Annotated in this window: 18 protein-coding genes and 1 pseudogene; 5 read left to right on the top strand and 14 right to left on the bottom strand. The window is 45.3% G+C overall.

Going from position 1 to position 17,157, the window contains the following annotated elements:
• Nucleotides 1–98: 98 nt before the first annotated feature.
• Entirely contained in the window at nt 99–878 is a 780-nt protein-coding gene (locus ACIPHN_RS24190) for a hypothetical protein (protein ID WP_400441283.1), read from the top strand.
• A 234-nt stretch (nt 879–1,112) separates the two neighbouring features.
• On the opposite strand, the gene ACIPHN_RS24185 is transcribed toward ACIPHN_RS24190, so the two are convergent.
• The 3 genes from ACIPHN_RS24185 to ACIPHN_RS24175 all read right to left on the bottom strand — a co-directional run bounded on the left by ACIPHN_RS24185 (nt 1,113) and on the right by ACIPHN_RS24175 (nt 3,223).
• On the bottom strand, nt 1,113–1,463 hold the full coding sequence (locus ACIPHN_RS24185; RefSeq protein ID WP_400441281.1) for a hypothetical protein: 351 nt from the start codon (nt 1,461–1,463) through the stop codon (nt 1,113–1,115).
• A gap of 208 nt (nt 1,464–1,671) precedes the next feature.
• Nucleotides 1,672–2,565 carry a hypothetical protein gene (locus ACIPHN_RS24180; protein ID WP_400441278.1) on the bottom strand — a complete coding sequence of 298 codons (894 nt, stop codon included), beginning with the start codon at nt 2,563–2,565 and terminating at the stop codon, nt 1,672–1,674.
• Between the two features lie 64 nt (nt 2,566–2,629).
• Nucleotides 2,630–3,223: a tyrosine-type recombinase/integrase gene (locus tag ACIPHN_RS24175; RefSeq protein WP_400441275.1), complete on the bottom strand. Its 594-nt coding sequence runs from the start codon at nt 3,221–3,223 to the stop codon at nt 2,630–2,632.
• Between the two features lie 278 nt (nt 3,224–3,501).
• On the opposite strand from ACIPHN_RS24175, the gene ACIPHN_RS24170 reads away from it, so the two are divergent.
• Nucleotides 3,502–4,332 carry a hypothetical protein gene (locus ACIPHN_RS24170; protein ID WP_400441272.1) on the top strand — a complete coding sequence of 277 codons (831 nt, stop codon included), beginning with the start codon at nt 3,502–3,504 and terminating at the stop codon, nt 4,330–4,332.
• 48 nt (nt 4,333–4,380) lie between these two features.
• Here ACIPHN_RS24170 and ACIPHN_RS24165 read toward each other — a convergent pair whose 3' ends face one another.
• From ACIPHN_RS24165 to ACIPHN_RS24120, 10 genes are all read right to left on the bottom strand, one after another.
• Complete coding sequence (locus ACIPHN_RS24165; protein ID WP_400441270.1) at nt 4,381–5,052, bottom strand: hypothetical protein; 672 nt, start codon at nt 5,050–5,052, stop codon at nt 4,381–4,383.
• Between the two features lie 81 nt (nt 5,053–5,133).
• Nucleotides 5,134–6,786 (bottom strand): non-canonical purine NTP pyrophosphatase, encoded by a 1,653-nt coding sequence (locus tag ACIPHN_RS24160; protein ID WP_400441267.1) that lies wholly within the window; start codon nt 6,784–6,786, stop codon nt 5,134–5,136.
• On the bottom strand, nt 6,779–7,753 hold the full coding sequence (locus tag ACIPHN_RS24155; RefSeq protein WP_400441265.1) for a beta-ribofuranosylaminobenzene 5'-phosphate synthase family protein: 975 nt from the start codon (nt 7,751–7,753) through the stop codon (nt 6,779–6,781). The genes ACIPHN_RS24160 and ACIPHN_RS24155 overlap by 8 nt, the downstream gene beginning before the upstream one ends.
• Nucleotides 7,754–7,759: 6 nt before the next feature.
• Entirely contained in the window at nt 7,760–8,491 is a 732-nt protein-coding gene (locus ACIPHN_RS24150; protein ID WP_400441262.1) for a hypothetical protein, read from the bottom strand.
• Nucleotides 8,492–8,493: 2 nt separating this feature from the next.
• Complete coding sequence (locus tag ACIPHN_RS24145) at nt 8,494–9,654, bottom strand: DNA adenine methylase (protein ID WP_400441259.1); 1,161 nt, start codon at nt 9,652–9,654, stop codon at nt 8,494–8,496.
• 407 nt (nt 9,655–10,061) lie between these two features.
• Entirely contained in the window at nt 10,062–10,469 is a 408-nt protein-coding gene (locus ACIPHN_RS24140) for a DUF1249 domain-containing protein (RefSeq protein WP_400441257.1), read from the bottom strand.
• A gap of 4 nt (nt 10,470–10,473) precedes the next feature.
• Nucleotides 10,474–10,899 (bottom strand): hypothetical protein, encoded by a 426-nt coding sequence (locus ACIPHN_RS24135; protein WP_400441254.1) that lies wholly within the window; start codon nt 10,897–10,899, stop codon nt 10,474–10,476.
• 70 nt (nt 10,900–10,969) lie between these two features.
• Complete coding sequence (locus ACIPHN_RS24130; protein ID WP_400441251.1) at nt 10,970–11,284, bottom strand: hypothetical protein; 315 nt, start codon at nt 11,282–11,284, stop codon at nt 10,970–10,972.
• 616 nt (nt 11,285–11,900) lie between these two features.
• A complete protein-coding gene (locus ACIPHN_RS24125) occupies nt 11,901–12,662 on the bottom strand; it encodes a DUF6602 domain-containing protein (protein ID WP_400441248.1) in 762 nt (253 codons plus the stop codon).
• A 68-nt stretch (nt 12,663–12,730) separates the two neighbouring features.
• Nucleotides 12,731–13,456, bottom strand: coding sequence for a hypothetical protein (locus tag ACIPHN_RS24120; RefSeq protein WP_400441245.1), 726 nt, complete (start codon nt 13,454–13,456; stop codon nt 12,731–12,733).
• Nucleotides 13,457–13,560: 104 nt separating this feature from the next.
• On the opposite strand from ACIPHN_RS24120, the gene ACIPHN_RS24115 reads away from it, so the two are divergent.
• Nucleotides 13,561–14,262, top strand: a complete 702-nt coding sequence (locus ACIPHN_RS24115; RefSeq protein WP_400441242.1) for a hypothetical protein — start codon at nt 13,561–13,563, stop codon at nt 14,260–14,262.
• Between the two features lie 248 nt (nt 14,263–14,510).
• Here the strand turns inward: ACIPHN_RS24115 and ACIPHN_RS24110 are convergent, their stop codons facing one another.
• Nucleotides 14,511–15,767 (bottom strand): hypothetical protein, encoded by a 1,257-nt coding sequence (locus ACIPHN_RS24110; protein ID WP_400441239.1) that lies wholly within the window; start codon nt 15,765–15,767, stop codon nt 14,511–14,513.
• Between the two features lie 209 nt (nt 15,768–15,976).
• Here ACIPHN_RS24110 and ACIPHN_RS24105 point away from each other — a divergent pair.
• Nucleotides 15,977–16,357 (top strand): annotated as a pseudogene (locus ACIPHN_RS24105) (DNA-deoxyinosine glycosylase); the annotation flags it as partial.
• A gap of 200 nt (nt 16,358–16,557) precedes the next feature.
• A complete protein-coding gene (locus ACIPHN_RS24100) occupies nt 16,558–17,100 on the top strand; it encodes a hypothetical protein (protein ID WP_400441236.1) in 543 nt (180 codons plus the stop codon).
• The last annotated feature ends 57 nt before the right edge of the window (nt 17,101–17,157 follow it).

Genomic DNA, 17,157 nt, shown 5'->3' with positions numbered 1-17,157 from the left:
ATCCAAGGCTGATCGCATTCTGGATCGGAGTCATCTAGCCAGGTGATCTGGTTGAATGACTCCGATGAGTGGAAATTCCAGCACTTAGAGGTACGAAGATGATGACTGTTGTTGCATTTCTGATGCTCACTTGGTTGGTATATGAATTGGCAAAATATACCGCGTCGCTAATTCGATATGACGAGCACTGGATCGAGCGAAGCTTTTTCCGCAAGCTCAATGCTACAGGATTCGCCTTTCTGGCAAACAATTTCGTATGTGCTGGATTGAATTTCTTCATTCCTACCGTGCTCGTTAGCGTTGTTTGGTTGATCGCGCCTGCATATCATCTATGGACCAGGCGAGAATTTAAAAAAGCAATTGCACTAGAAAAAGAGATCAGAGAATTCGAAAAGCGCCGCCAGATAGCGGAGCTTGAAGAGAGAAGAGAAAATCTAGTAAAACTCCGTGATTGGTTCGATAGTGCTCCGGACTGGTATTACCCGCAAGAGCGAGATAATTTCTTCCGCTGGCTCGAAGCTGATAACGAGCTATCCAATTTTCACACCATCTGGGATGAATATCTTCGGCTTCACATGCTAGGCTTAAATTCGGGACGGCCGTGCATCTGCCACTTAGACCATCTAACCTATCCAGAGAAACAAGCAAGAGGAGATTTAGCCTGGAAGCGGATCGTGATGAATCGCGATGCGAACAGCGGAATAGAACGGAAAGCCAAGAGCTTCCACGTGAAAATGGATTCCCCTGAAAAGCAGAAAAGGAAGTCGGAGAAAGCCGTTGCTGCTCAAAAAAAAGCGAGAGAGGATGATGAGCGCTATCTCAGTGAGCTCCGAAATAGAGGACGGCAAGATAAGGCTGCTTTCAAGCTCGGACGATAGGTGAGTGATGGAGCATGAATACGGACTTAGTGGGTACAAATTTCTAATCGAGGCGCTATACGGTGTTCCGCACTTTCTGGTGGCAGCCAAAGATAAGAGATTTCCGTTTGGAGAGCTTGAAGTCACTACAGACCGGCTTGTAGCTCACTGGAAGGCGACAACTAGCTCGGATGTATTTGAAAAACTTGATATGCCCTCTCTGGCTGATTTCATCAGTGCATTATCAGATCGCCTTCAAGCCCATCTGATAAAAGCGGAGACCATGCATACCTTGTCAGCCAACTCGTCAGGGATCAAATACGCGGTCAGCTCAGCCTTCTTTTTCCCCTTAAATGGCTCTTGCTTGATGCCTTTCCCTGACCAGTATTGGCCTGACACTTCATCGTAATATTTCACAGGGAGGCGAGGCTTCTTCGGCGCGTCGGGATCTGCAAAAGATTTCCTGTCGATGCGCCCAGACTTAATGAGGCGTCGAACCTGCGCCAGAAGAGCGGGAAGAGTTTGTTCATCGAGTTCTTTCTGCCGTTTGCCAAGCTGCTCCATCATTTCGTGGATTTGTTCGGGGGTGAGTGCTTCGATATTCATTTGTTCTCCATATGATTTGAAAAGAGTCGTTTCTGCTGTATGAGTTACTGAACGACAGAGCGAACTTTAATAAAGGAGAAATGCGGACGGAAGATGATAAGCTTCGCTCGAGGCTTATCACCTCAGCATATTGGGAGGATCCACCAAATAGAAAAAGGCCCATGTGTACACATGGGCCTTTGCGGGAGTTGAACGAGCAGTCTGCTGCCTAAGTTGACTTAGATTTTTTAGCGGGGAAGATTCCGTCGATAGATTGGTCAATATTCATTCTGTAATCTTGAAGCATGTTCAGTACAGTTCTTTCCATGCTGGCGAGATCATCTTCCGAATTCAATTCATGCTTTCGTCTCTTGCCTTGGTCGACTCCGAGAGCTTCATACAGACTGTCTTGATAGTATTGTCGACTGATCTCCGCCACAGTGACATCTAATTCCTCAACCTGATCTACGAGCATCGTCCAGCGATGTATCTTTTCGTATAATTCCGCATAGCTGGTAGTAGCTTTCTTGATCTCATATTTTGGCTCGCACCTATTGCTCCGAGCGTACATTTGAGCAGCAAAAAATAATTTATCAATAAGATCGGTTCCTTGCAGACTACTGGGAATTTTGATTGTTAGATCTTCTTCTCGACCCTGCTCGCTAGTTTTTATTTTTACGAAATTGATTGGATAAAACAAGTGTCGATGGCTTTCGAGCCAGGTTTCCGAGTCATCTTCAATATAAAGATCGCCCCAATCAGCATAGACCTCGGCGACATGTAGATGAAGGTTTTCGATGTCTCTTTGTTGGCGAATATCGTTCGTTCGTCTCGCTTCGCAATACGCACGATAGGTTTGATTTTTAAAAAGAAAATCGTAACGAAAGCGGATCAATCGTTGGTACGCAAAAAACTCGGTGTTATCGCACGGCCCTAGCTCATTATGAAGGTCGTAGAGATCGGGATCTTCTTCCTCTAGTTTTAGTATCTGATCTTCATCCTTTACGGCAACAGCACGCGTGTATCTGATAAACAAACTAGGCTTAGTTGCTGAATGAAGCCAATGTAGCGCTTTGAGGTCGATAGGGTCATGGTCTGCCAACTCTATTTTTGGGCTGTTCATTTGAATTTACTGGAGGAAATACAGGAAAACGTCAAAGTTTTCGTTGAGAGAAAATTGTTTATTCTCAGAATATTTCTGAGCTGATTTGCTTCAGACGCCTCGGGTTATCCTCAACATACTGCGCTGTCATAGCGATAGATGAATGCCCCATTAGAGTCGAAACGGCCTTGATATCAACGCCCTTCTCAATGAGGTTTGTAGCAAAGGTTCTACGACCAGAGTGACTGGATGCTCCTGGGAGACGAGCCACGTCATATAGTCTATGAAACAACTGTTGCATTGTATTGGGAGTAAAAGCACTCCCTTTTTGGGATTTGAATAGGGCGGCATCTAAACTGAAGAGAGCCCCTTCGATCTCGAGCCTCTCATCCAGATAGTCGCGAATCGCAACAATTATCTTCGGACTCGTTAAATATGCACAGCGCTGTTTCGCTCCTTTGGTCATTTCTCGAGAGAGAGTGATTTCCTCGATAATCTGACCATCTTCGTCCTGCACGTTACGCACTTTCAACGAAGCCATTTCCTTGGCACGCAAGCCGAGACCATGTGAGAAATAGAGAAGTGCCACATTGCGTTTCGCATGTGCATACCTTCGCGCAGTATTGACAACCCGAGAAAACTCTTTCTCATTCAGTACCCTAGCTTTCCCTTCCTTCATGGGCTCTTCCTCAAGAATGTTTAAATATTGCAAAATTGCAATATATTTAAACCATTCTATCCAGCCCCTATGGGCTCGTACATTGGAATAGCTGTACTAGAGGTACGAACATTTACTAATTGCATTTAGTAAACATTCCAATTCAAATTAAAATCGGGTCACTGGTGAGGTCAGAGGACTCATTTCCAACTAGTTCTCTATAACACGTTAAACTGCTAGAGAGGATAAAACGCAGCTCACAGTAGTGACCAACAAAGTTTAGCTAATCGAAAAAGAACATGAGCGAAATTAAGAACAAAGACTGCTTCATCATAATGCCCATCGCAGATGCGGATGGATATTCACCAGGTCATTTCAAGCATGTCTATGACAATATAGTCGCTCCTTCATGTGAGAAGGCCGGGTTCCAAGCGGTGCGCGCTGACGACGTCAAAGCTACGAATTTGATTCACCTAGATATCCTCAAGAAGCTGATTGAGGCCCCCATCGCGATATGCGATCTAAGCAGTCGCAACCCGAATGTTCTTTTCGAGCTTGGCATTCGACAAGCGTTCGATAAGCCTGTTGTTTTGATTCAGGAAGCTGGGACACCAAGGATTTTCGATATTGCTCCGTTGCGATATCTGGAGTATTCAAAAGATATGAAGTACCACGACGTGTTGAAGAGTCAAGGCGAGCTCAAGGACTCAATCCTGGCAACAGTGGCGGCAAACGGCGAAGCTGGAAACGTTAACTCGATTGTAAAGTTACTGGCCTTGAATAATCCTGCAAAGATTCCTGATCTCAAAGGAGACAAAGAAAGTCTTACTCTTGGTGTTTTAAAAGCAGAGATGCAAGAAATGCGAAAGCTAATGGAGATGTCACTTCATGAGCGATTTCGCAATCCCCGACGCAGTTCAATTTCAGCTATCGAATTCGAGAGGATCTCGAATACTCTGGAGAAGATTGTTGCATCTAAGCGAATTCCAACCTCAGAACGGATGGAACAGCTTCACTTACTTATTCGCGAAACAGAAGATTTGATGATGCGATGCGAAGAGAAAAACGAACATATGCATTTCCGGAATTTAATGGATCGTCTTCACCGGGCTCTGTCCATCGTCGAATGAGAATTTAATTAACCAACGTTCACATCTTTCAACAATCGGGTTGATCGCTCACTCGTGTTCGTATTTAAGGAAATATTCTTCACCTGTAACATCTTTATATATCTCAGCAACTCGCAGATAAGCTTCGGAACGATCTGGTACTGGATAGTCTTTTCTGGCCACTATGTGTAGGGTTTCGCCATTAACTAGCTCGACCACTGTAAGTAACCCCATGACGGTGCGTCTAAACTTAGATCCCGCAGATGCCGCTGGTTTGACCCCGTGAAAAATTAATGAATTACACAGAGACTTCGTGGATGGATCCTCAAAATCCATAAAATCAGCACGATGTGCAAATTTATTTCTTATTGAGCGAACAATGTGCAGCTCACGATGTACATTTTTTGGCAACAGGCCCAATAAATAGCAGAAATTAATTCTCGACGAAAACGTACCGAGTGGCCCATTAAAGTCGAACATTACCTTCGACATCTTCTTGTCGTTGACAAGACGATTCCTTAGTAGGCACATCAATCGTTCATCTAAAAAAGCAGCGGCCATTAATGCCGCACCTCGATCAGTTTCCTTTGATAGAGAAGTTCGGAAATTGATGATGTCCCTCATGCTTTCGCGCTTCGCTCCTTCCGGCAGTTGCGCAAGAATCTCATCAAAATGATTCTTCAGTATTTTCTGCAGGAGATCAAACTGCTTAGCATCCGGCTTTTTTTTGCTATTTTCCATGTGCGCTTAATCATCGTTTTCAAGTCCACCTAAGCCTTCTTCAGTCAAACTGCTTGCACCGAGATAGCTCAATATGCAAATTCACTCACTTAAGGTCAATGAGAGTTGCTGACTCTTCGACATGTTACTTGGCGTCCTCTCTCTCTCCTTAAGGAACTGTTGATATTGACTTTTAAGCAGCTTCGCTTCGCTAGCCCCGGTTGCCGAAACCCGATATTCAACAGGTTGCGCCGAGGTCGCTCGTAGTCGAACTTCGTATAGAGGATGGAATTCTTGATTGAAGTACCGACTCACATTGTTCTTATGCTTATCTAGACCAAATTGACTATTAAGTTGCGAAGCGATCTCCGTAGTCGTGCACCAAATATCGTCACTTAATAATTCGTAGAGCGCCATCAAAATGTATGGTTCTAACCTAGACGGATCAAATCGCCGAAGTCGCAGCGCTTCCATTTGCGTGCGAAGCGTTGTGGGATATCTAGTGCGGAATCTGGCACGGACTTTCTCAATCCGTCGATCATTATTAAAGATTTTGGCCTCGGCAAGTTCTCTTATGTTAAGAAGCCCCATCTCCTCTTCTTGTACATTCCGACTAGCAAATTTTTCGGGAGTAACGTTATCCCGATTTCTCTTGATAGCGCGTTGCAACCGGACGTCGTATGGCGCATCGAGATAAATTAACTCTACATAATGATTCTGAAGCGCGGAGCGAAGGACCTTTATCTCCGAAACAGATCTGAAACCAGTAATGACTACGGCCTTATACTGTTTTTCGTTGATATATTCTGCTATTGGCTTCGCCACAATATCTGGCTGAGTCTGCAAAGCCAGCTGTGCGAAATCGCCGATCTTTATCTTAGAGCGCAAGCCTTGTCGCTCCCAAAACGCCTTGTACATGAAGTCGCTCGCTTCGATATGAGGCAAGCTAAATGCATCACCAAGCCAGGAAGCAGTTGTAGTTTTCCCTGCACATGTAGGGCCGCACACCAAGAAAATTGATGGGGATGTTGGTACTTGAGGCAGTTCGAGTTGTGAGGCTGTCGTAGCTGGATTGCTGCCAAGTAGCTTTAACTTGCGCAACACGACTGCAATTTTATCGAATGCTTTTCGACGAAAGTCACCACGATTAGCGTCATCGAGGCTAATTGCACTTATCGACGTATGCGCTCCATCAGGAATAAACCAGCGGTTGAACGTCTTGTCGTCCAACCAAGGATAGACGGGATTGGGCGTAATAACCGGCTCGACTTCGGAAATAGTTCCATTCGTCTCCCCATAGACCCATACAAAATCTTCGGCTATGCCTAATAGTTCTTTCCATCTCCCGGGGAGATGCATGACGATATCGGATCGAACAGTAACCTTTCTATTATTGCGATGCTCCTTAAGTATCGCATCTAGTTTCTCAAAGGTCATTGAGCGCATCCAGTATTTGACATTTACTCCCGGTATTTCCTGAATCTCACTTAATGCATCGATGCGAACTGACGTATCTTCGAAGAAGAAAGTGCTTGTATCATCATCCGGCTTCCTCTCTCTCAGCTTCCACTGATGGAGAGCGCTTAAGTAACTTTGATTGAGCAACTCTGTACGATCATCTATTTTCGGTTCGTGATAGCTGGCGTAATAGTTTGCTTCTTTGAAGCTCTTGATTTTCACGCCAGCATTACTTCCCAAATAGCGAAAGTGTGCGACTTTCGTTTGATTTGTAGAAAAGAAGACTAGCTCAAACATATTCGACTTTCCTTCCGGTGTTATTGGCGTGAGCTATTTCTACCAATGCATTCGGAAATCTCGACTTGATTCGATTTAATGTGCTCTCGATATTCTTTGAGAGAAAGTATATGGAGGGTCCAAGACTACTTACGCCTACGCCATCACACCCCGACTCATGAAGGGCCGTGAGGTAGGATGAAAGTGCCGGTGACGAGAGAGCAATTTCTTTTCGCTTCCAATCGCAGTGTTGAATTTTATTAATGGCACGGCAGAAATTAGAATAATCCCCTGCGATAACTGCTACCAAAGCACCCATGATGCCGTGGTAAACCGCGGTCTCCACATCTCTCATGGCCAAAGGAAGGCTCGAAGAGAAAAGATGACGTTCCATTTGAATGGAAACAGCAGGTACGTCGTTAGGAGTGAATATTCCGATTGGCCAATCGGGCATATTGTGGCGCGTGACAACTAATGGAGTTGTTGGAGGCTCGGGAATGTCGTCAGATGACTTAAATGGGGAGTTGTCTAATATTCGGCCTGCATCGAATACAAATCCACCGGTGAAATACGTATTAATACCAATCCCAGATGTCCCCCCCCTACCGGACATTTGTGAGATTTGAGTTTGGTCGAAAATCCGACCATTTAGCAGAGCAAGTGCCTCTATAAGACTCAACGCAACGGCTGTGCCACTGCCAAAACCGACGTGTCTGCCAGCTGAATATACGCTGGATAAACGAAGGCCATTTTCAAGCAAAAAGGAATCCTTCGTTGCCTCTAATCTCTTATGCAGTGACGCAAGTTCATCTACATCAAATCCAATGGCCTCAAGTGCTTCAATAGAAAAGTGATTTGCTTTTTCGAAGGTCAGCTCTACTGACGGACGATCGATGGAAAAGCCTAAGCCACCGTTTCGGCGATACCCACTATCTCCGAGCTCGAGGAGCGTTATATGTACTCGGGAAGGGACGGAGATCTTGAGCATCTAAATTCAGAATACCCTTGCAGACGGCCACATGTCGTCGAAATGTCCCATGTAACTCTCTGATAACGGACTGTCGTATGCCGCATGTACGGCAGGAGTATGTTTACTTTTTTGATTTGTAAAAACAGGGCCCATTACAACGTCATCATCCACACGAACCACTGATGCAATTGGCGCGTTGTCGAAGTAGCGCACCTGGAAAGAGTTAGGGTACTGGTCTTTCAGTGGGGTGAAAAATGACTCGGCCAAAGGAAATCCAACACTCTGGTCGTTACCCTGTAAGTGCGCCTGCGCTGGGACAAGAATTCGAACTGATACACCCCGCTGTAAAGCAGCGATCAAGACCTTTTTGTCGTCACGTGATGATCCAGAGTCTGCAAAATCGCTAACAAATCTCGACGCTGTTACGCCAAGAACTTGGATATCCTTCTTTGCGCCCTTGATCAGCTCACGGTAATAGTCTTCTTGATCACGAGTGCTTAATATGCCTTTAACTTTCATCTTCTGGAATTTCGAGATCTTCGAAAATTCAGCCCAGCTGAGAATAAACTGCATCAATCCGACAACTAAGCCAGGCACCATCCCAGCAGCAAACACCCATATTGGGCCTTCTTTGCTGAAGAGCGTTTTCTCCGTCATGCTGATCGAAAGGTATAAGAAAACAGCAACCAAAAGACCAGTGCCACAAAGAATGAGAACTGGAAGTGAAACTGGTAAAACCCTTTTATAGATGGACATTATTATTTGCCGATTATTAGGATTTCAAAAAACTCTTTCTTTGATAAAGCACGACTAAAGCTACGCCGAGAAAGTCTTACCTTGTCGAAGCGAGACTTGAAAAGTTCAAACAAGGATTCCTCACTTGGCTGTTCACCCGCGACGTACGATAGCGCAAATTTAGAATTCGGATGTTGAGCAAACAACTTCTCCACATTACTTATTACGTCAGCCTTTGTAGTCCACTCCTCTCTATATGGCTTCGCAATTGAGCGAATTGGCGAAGAAGGATCAATTAATGACGGCCACTCAGAAAATCTGGAAAGACCCTCCAAAAAATGATAGCGATCTACATAAGTTTCTGTAGCACGCCCCTTTTTAAAGTAAGGCGGATCTAAATAGACTAGGTCAAATTCCCCACTGACATTTATTGCATTACATCCTGTAGCTATGGTGGTGGCTTGTTCACGATTGCTGAAGAATCTTTTCCACTCTCCAAATACGTTAAGCATGTGATGTTCGAACGATTTGCTCCATGTAGCGCGATTCCCAAAGTCAACTGGCATTGTTGAGTGACGAAGATGTAGATTCGCCCGATGAAACAAATTGAAAGGACGTTTCATCAAACATGCTTGGAATAGGCAAAACATCCATACGTCCGCGTTTAGTTCATGCCCGGAAGAAATCGCTCGCATAAAACCATCCAGCCATCTATTTTCCTCTCGAGTAAAGAAGAGTTCATCGAATGTCTGGGTGATAAAGCCGTCAAACGGTATAACGGAGTCTAAGAGATCTTGAAGTTCTTTAACTTCAATGGGCGTGATGCGACGTGAGAAAAGCGCACGGGCAGAGATGAGATTGAAATCGAAGATGTCGTTGTATGTTACGTTCCAACCAAGGCCGCGCAACAAATGCGTGACGGTCCCCGTCCCTCCGAATGCGTCAAGCGCAGTGCCTAGAGGGCCGATATTCTGCAGTTCTGAATGAAGCCACTGAAGTTGCCTACGCTTGCTACCGTAAAACCGTGTAGTCGGGAAGACGTTGAGATAGGCGTGAGATTTCTCTGAAACACTATCAAAAAAAGAAATACAGCGATTTCGTCCTTTTTGGCCGAGATCGTCCTCAAAGTCAGAGACGTCTACCTCATATTTCGGTGAGGCAACAGCCCAATTTTCTCGCCACATCTATTTGCTCTTCTCTGGTGCTTTAAGGCGCAATTAGACGCCGTTGGTATGTATTTATGGTGCAAATGACCCGTTTGGTGTTCTTATAATACGCGAATTGCATAGCTGAGCAAACACGGACCAAGGGAAAGCGGTCCTCACAGGCATACACTTAACCACAGTTCAAACCATGTACCATTCCGTCGCCTCGAATTGGCAGTACTTAGTAGCAGAGCAATCTATATCGTTTTTATGAGATCTAGAGGTCAATGATCCGGTGAGCAATCGCCCAGACAGCTTTGCTGCCTTTCTTCGTAAGAGCAACAAAGCCGGCCACGATCAATCAGTTCCTCATCGTTTCCAGCTTGTTGATTCCGCGCATGTTGCAGCTATCAAATGCATTGTGTTGTGTGTTCTGCAATAGCGCACTACCCGATTCGCGTCTTTATCACATGACCTTGGGCGATCAAGTCTCCCAGCCAATTATTCAGGCATTTATTCAAATGTCTTTTGGCAAAGATATCCACCCAACTGCCATCGAGTGAATACACGGAGGTGAGTCCTTTAACGTTCATATATTCCCAGACTTCCGCAATATGGCTAGTTGGATAAACGGCAATTGCTACATCGGGATCGGGAATATCCTTTCCCAAGGAATTTTTGTAATAGCGACTCAAGGAAATTTTCAACCTGCTCGGTGATCGACTGATGACGTTGAGATTCAATGTCTTCAGCCCCTTCACCTTTGATCTTCCGGCCCCATCAATAGTAAGTAAGTCCGGTATCACGACCAGTAATTTTCGGTAGATCTCAGCATACAAGAGTTCTGCCGACATTTCCCTAGTCATGCAAGTCCAGTTCCTTAACGTACTGTTCGTACTCAAACAATTGAACAGCCCATGAAGCCCAGAATGCCGTATACATCGCTTTATATTCAATCGCGCTCATGGGTAAGTCTTTGGAAATGTACGACCACGTTAACGCAAAAGCATGCGCATATGTCAGAGGGCTTCTTCCAGGCCCCTCGTTGTACAGATTGAGTGTTAGCGATGGTTGAATACGGCCATCATTACGAATGGGTGCATTGCTTAACTCTAGTGTCAAAGCTCCGCCTTCACGGTGATGCTCGACTTCTAGCAACAACGGTGGTAACGGGCAATCAAGAGACGCGCGATGATCTTCAAGCGCCTTGAGCATCGGGATCAAGAGAAGCAATTGCTTGTAGAGCGGTGTTTTTTCTGGCTCGACTACGTTCATGACTTCCATAGGGAATCTCCTCACCAATAATTGAGTCTCGGTATGCATATGCGCCGAGGAGCTGTTCAAGTGACTCCGGTCACAGCTCGATGATTTGATGAATGATGGCCTGAACTGCGTCGCTGTCTTTTTTCAAAAGAGATGCGAAGCGCGCAACGATTAGTCGCTTCTTCTTCGTCTCCAGCTTGTTGATTTCACGGACGATGCCAGTATCAAAGGCCTTGCCAGGCTTGATACCATCGATGGCCTTCTTCGCCAGTTCATTCCGAGCAGCATCGATTGCAGCCAATGCCTCACGCAGCGTCACTTCCGGCTTCTTTTCAATCGGCGCATCGGTAGTGACGGCCTTTTTTTCGATAGAAACGGTTTGGCGTTTTTCGGTTTGGGTGTTCATGACTTCTCCTGTAATTATCAAAATGACAAGAGAATCTTATCCAGCGTTTTAGGAAACGTACACTGATTTATTCGGCAGTCTACAAAGCGGCTTTGCGAGGCTTTTTCGTCTCCAACACGTCAACAAGTACACCAATCGAATCGGTGACCCACATGCATTTGCAGACCTTGAGAACACTATGCAATTCTTGCGATATCACTTTAATTTGCGAGCTGGGTCAATTCGCCTGCTTTTAGATTTGCCGCTGCAATTGACCCATCTTCAGATAGCCAGGACCAAGACCAGCATGCGATAGAAGAAGGAAACCCTGGGTCAAGACGCAGCGCAGATTAAGGGAGCCAACCGCCCCGCTATCCCCGGTGAAATCGGCCCTCGCCCCGGCTGCCCCTCCAGGCAGCCGGCCTCAGTAGGTGTCAAATTAACCAAAAGATCAATCTGTTCTAAAGACATTAATAGCGTTACATACTGTGCTCAATCAATATCAAAAGAGAGAATGGCCAAATCTAAATGGGCAAGGAAAGCGATGTTTAGCACATAGTTAAGCGAAATCCTGCTTACATAAAACTCGAATACGCCCCCCCCTACTAAAGATCTACAAGATCAGTTAAATTTTGATCTATGCTGATCCTTTCTGGCTCGAAACTGGCGGCAACAGAAAATCGTGCTCTCTTACGTAACTACCTGGATTAAAGGGACGTATCGAGCACTCTTCCCCTGCAAGAGTATTCATAAAACCAGTAATGAACATAGAAAAGGCATCCATTATGGGATCAACGCTTGACGTATCTTTCCCATACCAGTGCTTATTTTCTGAGCTATAAAACCAGTATCCCTTGCCTAGAACACAAAGCGCGATGCATTCAGGATAGGGATCACTCACATATTTCAAGAATCTCGCAATTTCAGATCCCTGTATGTCTGACGAAAATCCAAATAGCACAGTTGTGGGCAGCGGCCCATAACTCGCTCTCCCGTCCTTGTCTATCTTAGGAAAAGATTTCAAGTCGCGTACTGTCTTGAATTTCTTTACTGCGTCACGAATTTCAGTCGCTGTTACCGTTGATTTAACCTCGATTACATATCTCACACATTCAACTGGAAACAGTCCGAGCTCCTGACTAAACAAAATGGGTGGCACTATTTTCCGGTGATAGACAACCAAATCCATTTGGTCCGAGAGTGCCTGAGTACTATCAATTACCTTCCCAGTGCCACAGAAATAACTTTGAGTCATAAATGGCTCGATGCATTCTTTTGCAGCTAGCTCTCGAAGCTGTCCCTCAATGCCTCGATGATTGAGCCCCTTAGCCAATTCGGTTGCTCTTCGTTTTGCCGCATCGATTTTATTGACAATAAATTCGTAGTGTTTGGTTGCCATCGAAAGCTGGTTCTTTCACTTTTTCATTTTCATTTACAACTGAGTTCAGTTGAAGGGTGACTAAGACTCTAAATTTCGCCGAAGCAGAATACCTCATCAAAAAGCTCAGAATTTCCTAAAAATCTTTTAGACGTTTCCAAGAAGTGTTCCATCGAGATATCGCCATCAATCCTGAAATATTTCTTATAATTTTGTCCCTTTTCTTTTGTTCCGGTCTGAAACAAGCGCTCCATCTCATAGCTCGATAACTCTACAATCGCCCCATCTAGGTGCGTAACCCCGTATCGAAAATCTCGAGAAAGAGAATGAAGATACCGCACTTGAGAGCTACTGGGATCGCATTGCCAAGCCTCTAGCTGGAACATCTCGGCATCGTCTTTATGGGACATGTTTATGATCAAACTATGATACCGGCTGTTTTCGCATCCTTCTGGCAGATAAAAAACGCCTTTTTTGACATCACCTTTTACTATTTTTTCTATTGCTTGTTTAAAATTTACGCCAAAGTATGGCGCCGATCCCGCCAAGAACCAGTTCCCAGTCACTCGGAGCGAAGCGAAATTCCAAAGAGTAACGTGCTGAGCGAGATATGAAGCCACCACCATCGCATGGAACACGGGATACAGGATCAATTCGTTATTTTCCGTAAAACGAAATCGCTTGCTTTCGCTAAGTGACCTCTCAATATCCATTTTTGAGCACGGTAATAAACCTTCTTTCGTCAAAAATGAAGGAATATGTAACTCGAATAATTCTTTATTTCTGTGTCTATTCCTAAACTCAGAATTTTGCATTTCCCCCTCCGTTCAAAGCAAAGATGTTGATTTGCGAGAGCTTTGGCGAGACTAGCATTTATTTTTAGAGCAATTGGGTCGCCAGCAAATCAACACATTTACTGATGTCATTCGATAGTCAAATGATGCACTCACCTACCAGCTCACAAAATGACTTTACGTCCTACTTGGATGATGCCGATGCTGTTAGAAATGGCATAACTGCCTTTAAAGCAGATCCACGTATGCAACACCAGTCGCTGCAGGACCGTAGCCAGCTAATTAATTCGTTCTCCCTAACCTCCTCCGTCCCGCAGTCGGTCCAGGTTCACTTTGAAACCGCAAAAAACCTTTATTTATATGCTTGGTTTGTGTATCGCTTTCATATGGTGGCTGAGCAATATGCGTTTTCAACACTCGAGTTGGCGTTACGTGAGCGATTAATTGAAAGTGGATTAATCAGTAGCAATAGATTGCCGGGCTTAAGTGGGATGCTTAAGCTTGCGCACTCGAAAAGCATGATCACCAATGAACGTCTTGTCCGTCGCAACGATTGGGCAATGCGAATTGCCCAAAATCGATATAAGCATAACGAAATGCGTCGGATGATCGAAGGTGGAATTTCCCAGCTCGCTATAGACGAGAGCTTGGCAGTACCAACCGCAGAAGAATCCAATTTTGATTGGATTGACCACTTTATCCAGCACATTCCAGTGCAGCGCAATTCACACGCCCACGGCACAACTTCACTTTATCCGAATGTGTTATGGACATTTGAGATAGTGACTGAATTGATTAACCAACTATTTTCGGCACACCAAGAATGACGCTACTTGATTGTTGATTTTCTGCTCAAGGCTCAACGTAGATCAATAGCCTTATTGCACCCCTAGCCCTAAAGCGTCATGCAAAGCTTTGTACCCAACAAAAGTCTTAGGATTATTTGACTGATGTTTGGTAGCCTTTTTACCAGCTCAATCAGAAGTCTGCGTCCTTCTGAATCTGGCTCCTTAGCTATTGCTGTATTGCTGTTCATTTTCTTTGCTCTGCTGATTTAGTCAGTAACAGGATATTCTTAAAGAACTGCGGCCGCCTTAACCATTCCGTTACTGTCGAAAGTCAGGGCAATGTGAGTCTCTGAATGCTCTCCGAAATAGCGCTGCACATCTGATGAAAGTCTCAGCATGGCGGTATCGTATGTAGATTGCTGTTCAAGTGCGGTGCGTTGGATAGCCTCAGCATCGCGGACAATATCTTTTTTCCGGAGTGCGAGTGTGTCGGCAGCGTTGAAATGGGCCGAACTGAGCAGTGCATTCGCTCGTTCCGTTAGAGCTTGAAGCAGTTCATCGGACAATCCATTCCAGCGCTCGGATTCCATATTCACTTTGAAGAATGCCTTGCCGATTGGATCAAAGTAGGCAACAACATAGTTTATCGTCGCAAACAAGTGAGATAGAGTTTGATGACGCGCAAGCAGAATATTGGCTTTTTCTATATGGTCGTGCAGCGCCTTGTATACTCCCTCTGTTCCCCACGTGTCGGGATCTTTCTGCGCTAGAACTCGCTTGATCAGCATGGAGCAATCCTCATACAGCTTGTCACTCAGCTCATGAGATTCAGCAACAATGCTTTGAAGCGAGTTCGCGAGGTGTACAGGCAATTCACCTGGAGCTTGTTTCTGCTTAATGTACTGCACCATTTCCAGCAAGTATTTAGTTTTGCCGGTTATCTTCGAAATATTTGTTGCTTCCAAGTCATCCAAAACTTGGACCAAATCTTGGCGTAACAGACTCAATGAGCGTTCGATATCTGCAAGATGCGATTGAGCGACTACGATGCTGGCGAGCTGAAAACCGCCTGAAGCCAACTGTTTTAACTTACCAGTCTCTACAATCCTTGCCTTCCCGACGATTTTGTTACTGACGTCAACCGCATCAGCCAAGGTTTCGCCTGTCGTCGTTTTCATCAGCGTATAGGTTCCGTCCTTCAACCCTGCTTGAATTTCAGGCTTGAACACCAGACCAATGGATTTGCCCGAAATACTGGCTGCGCCCTTCAAAATGTCGGCAGTTAAATGCGCGGCCCGACGCACTAGTTCATGCTCTGGATCGAGCTTCTTTGCGTACGAAGGAATACCTGCAATCTCACTGGATCTGAATACCGTTGCTCCATCCTGATCGAGCACAGAAAACACTTCCATACCAGCTTGCTCGATGTTGGTGCTTGAGAGAACTGGGGCAAGTGGCAGTTTGCGTCGCTTGATCATCCAGATTGCAAACGTGAAATTCCCGATCAAGAAGAGGATTAACAAAGCGGATATGAGCAGCGACAATTTATTTTCCTTATTCGATATGTTTGATTCGGATTAACGATATCAAATTGCCGAATAGCTGCCTACCGCGCGCAAGAGCTTCCACTACCTACGAGAGGTTAGGACTCCGGCCAGCCACCGCTCCACCTGGCTACCCGTGAAGCCAGTCCCGGCATAGGCCACCCCTCCAGGAGCCTAGCCTCAGAGGGTGTCAAATTAACCAAAAGATCAATGCGTTTTGGAAGTTGGTGGGGGATTCGATTGGGGTTAAGCTTGCTGGATTGGACTATCCAACGCGACTAATACGCTTGCTTGAACATCAAATTGGCTTGTGGGATGTCATTGCCACTGCACGGAGGGTGGGCAGTCTTGACAGTGAAATTCGCGAACATACGCAAAACGATCTGCTCGATCTGATCGGTGCTTTACCTGAATTGAATACGATCGCATTCAATGGTGGTACGTCGGCCAAGATTGGGCTTAAGGCGTTGGGAGCGAGGATTAACGATTATCGGATTTTGCTACTACCTTCGAGTAGTCCTGCGCATGCTTCACTTTCATATGCTCAGAAACTGGTTTCGTGGTTGCAATTGACTGAACCCGGCGCATAACTATGCTAATCCGCTAAAACCAGCTCACTCTAACTTTCTTTCGGAATTATTTATCTACTGAGCAAGCTTGTAGTGGGTCATTAAAAAAATTGGTTGAGTGGATACAATTTGCAAGCTCAAAAGCATAGTAAACAAGAATTGGTCTCTAAAGAATAAAACCCGCTCACTGCGCAACCATAATAAAAAGCTCCGCATATAAAATGGACACTGCTGATAGCCTCCGGAACGACATAACGGCCTTCGAACCAGATCCTCGTATGCAGCACTACTCGCTGCAAGAACGCAGTCAAGTAATTAATTCGTTCGCCTTAATCCCTTGCGTCCCACAGTCGATCCAGACCCACTTTGAAACCGCAAAAAATCTTTTTTTGTATGCCTGGTTCGTGTATCGCTTTCACATGGTTGCCGAGCAATATGCGTTTTCCACTCTTGAATTAGCATTGCGCGAAGGCCTAATTCAAATAGGATTAATCAATCGGGATAGTGACCAACTGCCGGGCTTAAGCAAAATGCTTAAGCTTGCGCACTCAAACGCCCTAATCACTAATAATCAACTTCTCGGTCGAGGAAAATGGGCAATGCGAATTGCTAGAGATCGCTATAGGAATGACGAGATGCGACGGATGATTGCGGACGGAATGCCCGAGATCGTGATTGACGATAGCTTAGCAGTGCCGACCGCCGAGGAATCCAATGTTGATTGGATTGTTGATTTGCTCGCAGATTTGACCCTCTCCATTTGACCCACCTTCCATTGCCTGCTGAAGGCAGCCACCCGGTCATACGACCCCTCATATCCC

The organism is Herbaspirillum sp. NPDC087042, assembly GCF_044745245.1.
Taxonomy (GTDB): Bacteria; Pseudomonadota; Gammaproteobacteria; order Burkholderiales; family Burkholderiaceae_D; genus Herbaspirillum.
This window is presented reverse-complemented; position numbering and strand designations above follow the sequence as displayed.

Bases quoted from the DNA above. Each gene is read 5' to 3' on its own strand.
- ACIPHN_RS24190 (WP_400441283.1), top strand. From the start codon at position 99: ATGATGACTGTTGTTGCATTTCTGATGCTCACTTGGTTGGTATATGAA.
- ACIPHN_RS24185 (WP_400441281.1), bottom strand. From the start codon at position 1,463: ATGAATATCGAAGCACTCACCCCCGAACAAATCCACGAAATGATGGAG.
- ACIPHN_RS24180 (WP_400441278.1), bottom strand. From the start codon at position 2,565: ATGAACAGCCCAAAAATAGAGTTGGCAGACCATGACCCTATCGACCTC.
- ACIPHN_RS24175 (WP_400441275.1), bottom strand. From the start codon at position 3,223: ATGAAGGAAGGGAAAGCTAGGGTACTGAATGAGAAAGAGTTTTCTCGG.
- ACIPHN_RS24170 (WP_400441272.1), top strand. From the start codon at position 3,502: ATGAGCGAAATTAAGAACAAAGACTGCTTCATCATAATGCCCATCGCA.
- ACIPHN_RS24165 (WP_400441270.1), bottom strand. From the start codon at position 5,052: ATGGAAAATAGCAAAAAAAAGCCGGATGCTAAGCAGTTTGATCTCCTG.
- ACIPHN_RS24160 (WP_400441267.1), bottom strand. From the start codon at position 6,786: ATGTTTGAGCTAGTCTTCTTTTCTACAAATCAAACGAAAGTCGCACAC.
- ACIPHN_RS24155 (WP_400441265.1), bottom strand. From the start codon at position 7,753: ATGCTCAAGATCTCCGTCCCTTCCCGAGTACATATAACGCTCCTCGAG.
- ACIPHN_RS24150 (WP_400441262.1), bottom strand. From the start codon at position 8,491: ATGTCCATCTATAAAAGGGTTTTACCAGTTTCACTTCCAGTTCTCATT.
- ACIPHN_RS24145 (WP_400441259.1), bottom strand. From the start codon at position 9,654: ATGTGGCGAGAAAATTGGGCTGTTGCCTCACCGAAATATGAGGTAGAC.
- ACIPHN_RS24140 (WP_400441257.1), bottom strand. From the start codon at position 10,469: ATGTCGGCAGAACTCTTGTATGCTGAGATCTACCGAAAATTACTGGTC.
- ACIPHN_RS24135 (WP_400441254.1), bottom strand. From the start codon at position 10,899: ATGGAAGTCATGAACGTAGTCGAGCCAGAAAAAACACCGCTCTACAAG.
- ACIPHN_RS24130 (WP_400441251.1), bottom strand. From the start codon at position 11,284: ATGAACACCCAAACCGAAAAACGCCAAACCGTTTCTATCGAAAAAAAG.
- ACIPHN_RS24125 (WP_400441248.1), bottom strand. From the start codon at position 12,662: ATGGCAACCAAACACTACGAATTTATTGTCAATAAAATCGATGCGGCA.
- ACIPHN_RS24120 (WP_400441245.1), bottom strand. From the start codon at position 13,456: ATGCAAAATTCTGAGTTTAGGAATAGACACAGAAATAAAGAATTATTC.
- ACIPHN_RS24115 (WP_400441242.1), top strand. From the start codon at position 13,561: ATGTCATTCGATAGTCAAATGATGCACTCACCTACCAGCTCACAAAAT.
- ACIPHN_RS24100 (WP_400441236.1), top strand. From the start codon at position 16,558: ATGGACACTGCTGATAGCCTCCGGAACGACATAACGGCCTTCGAACCA.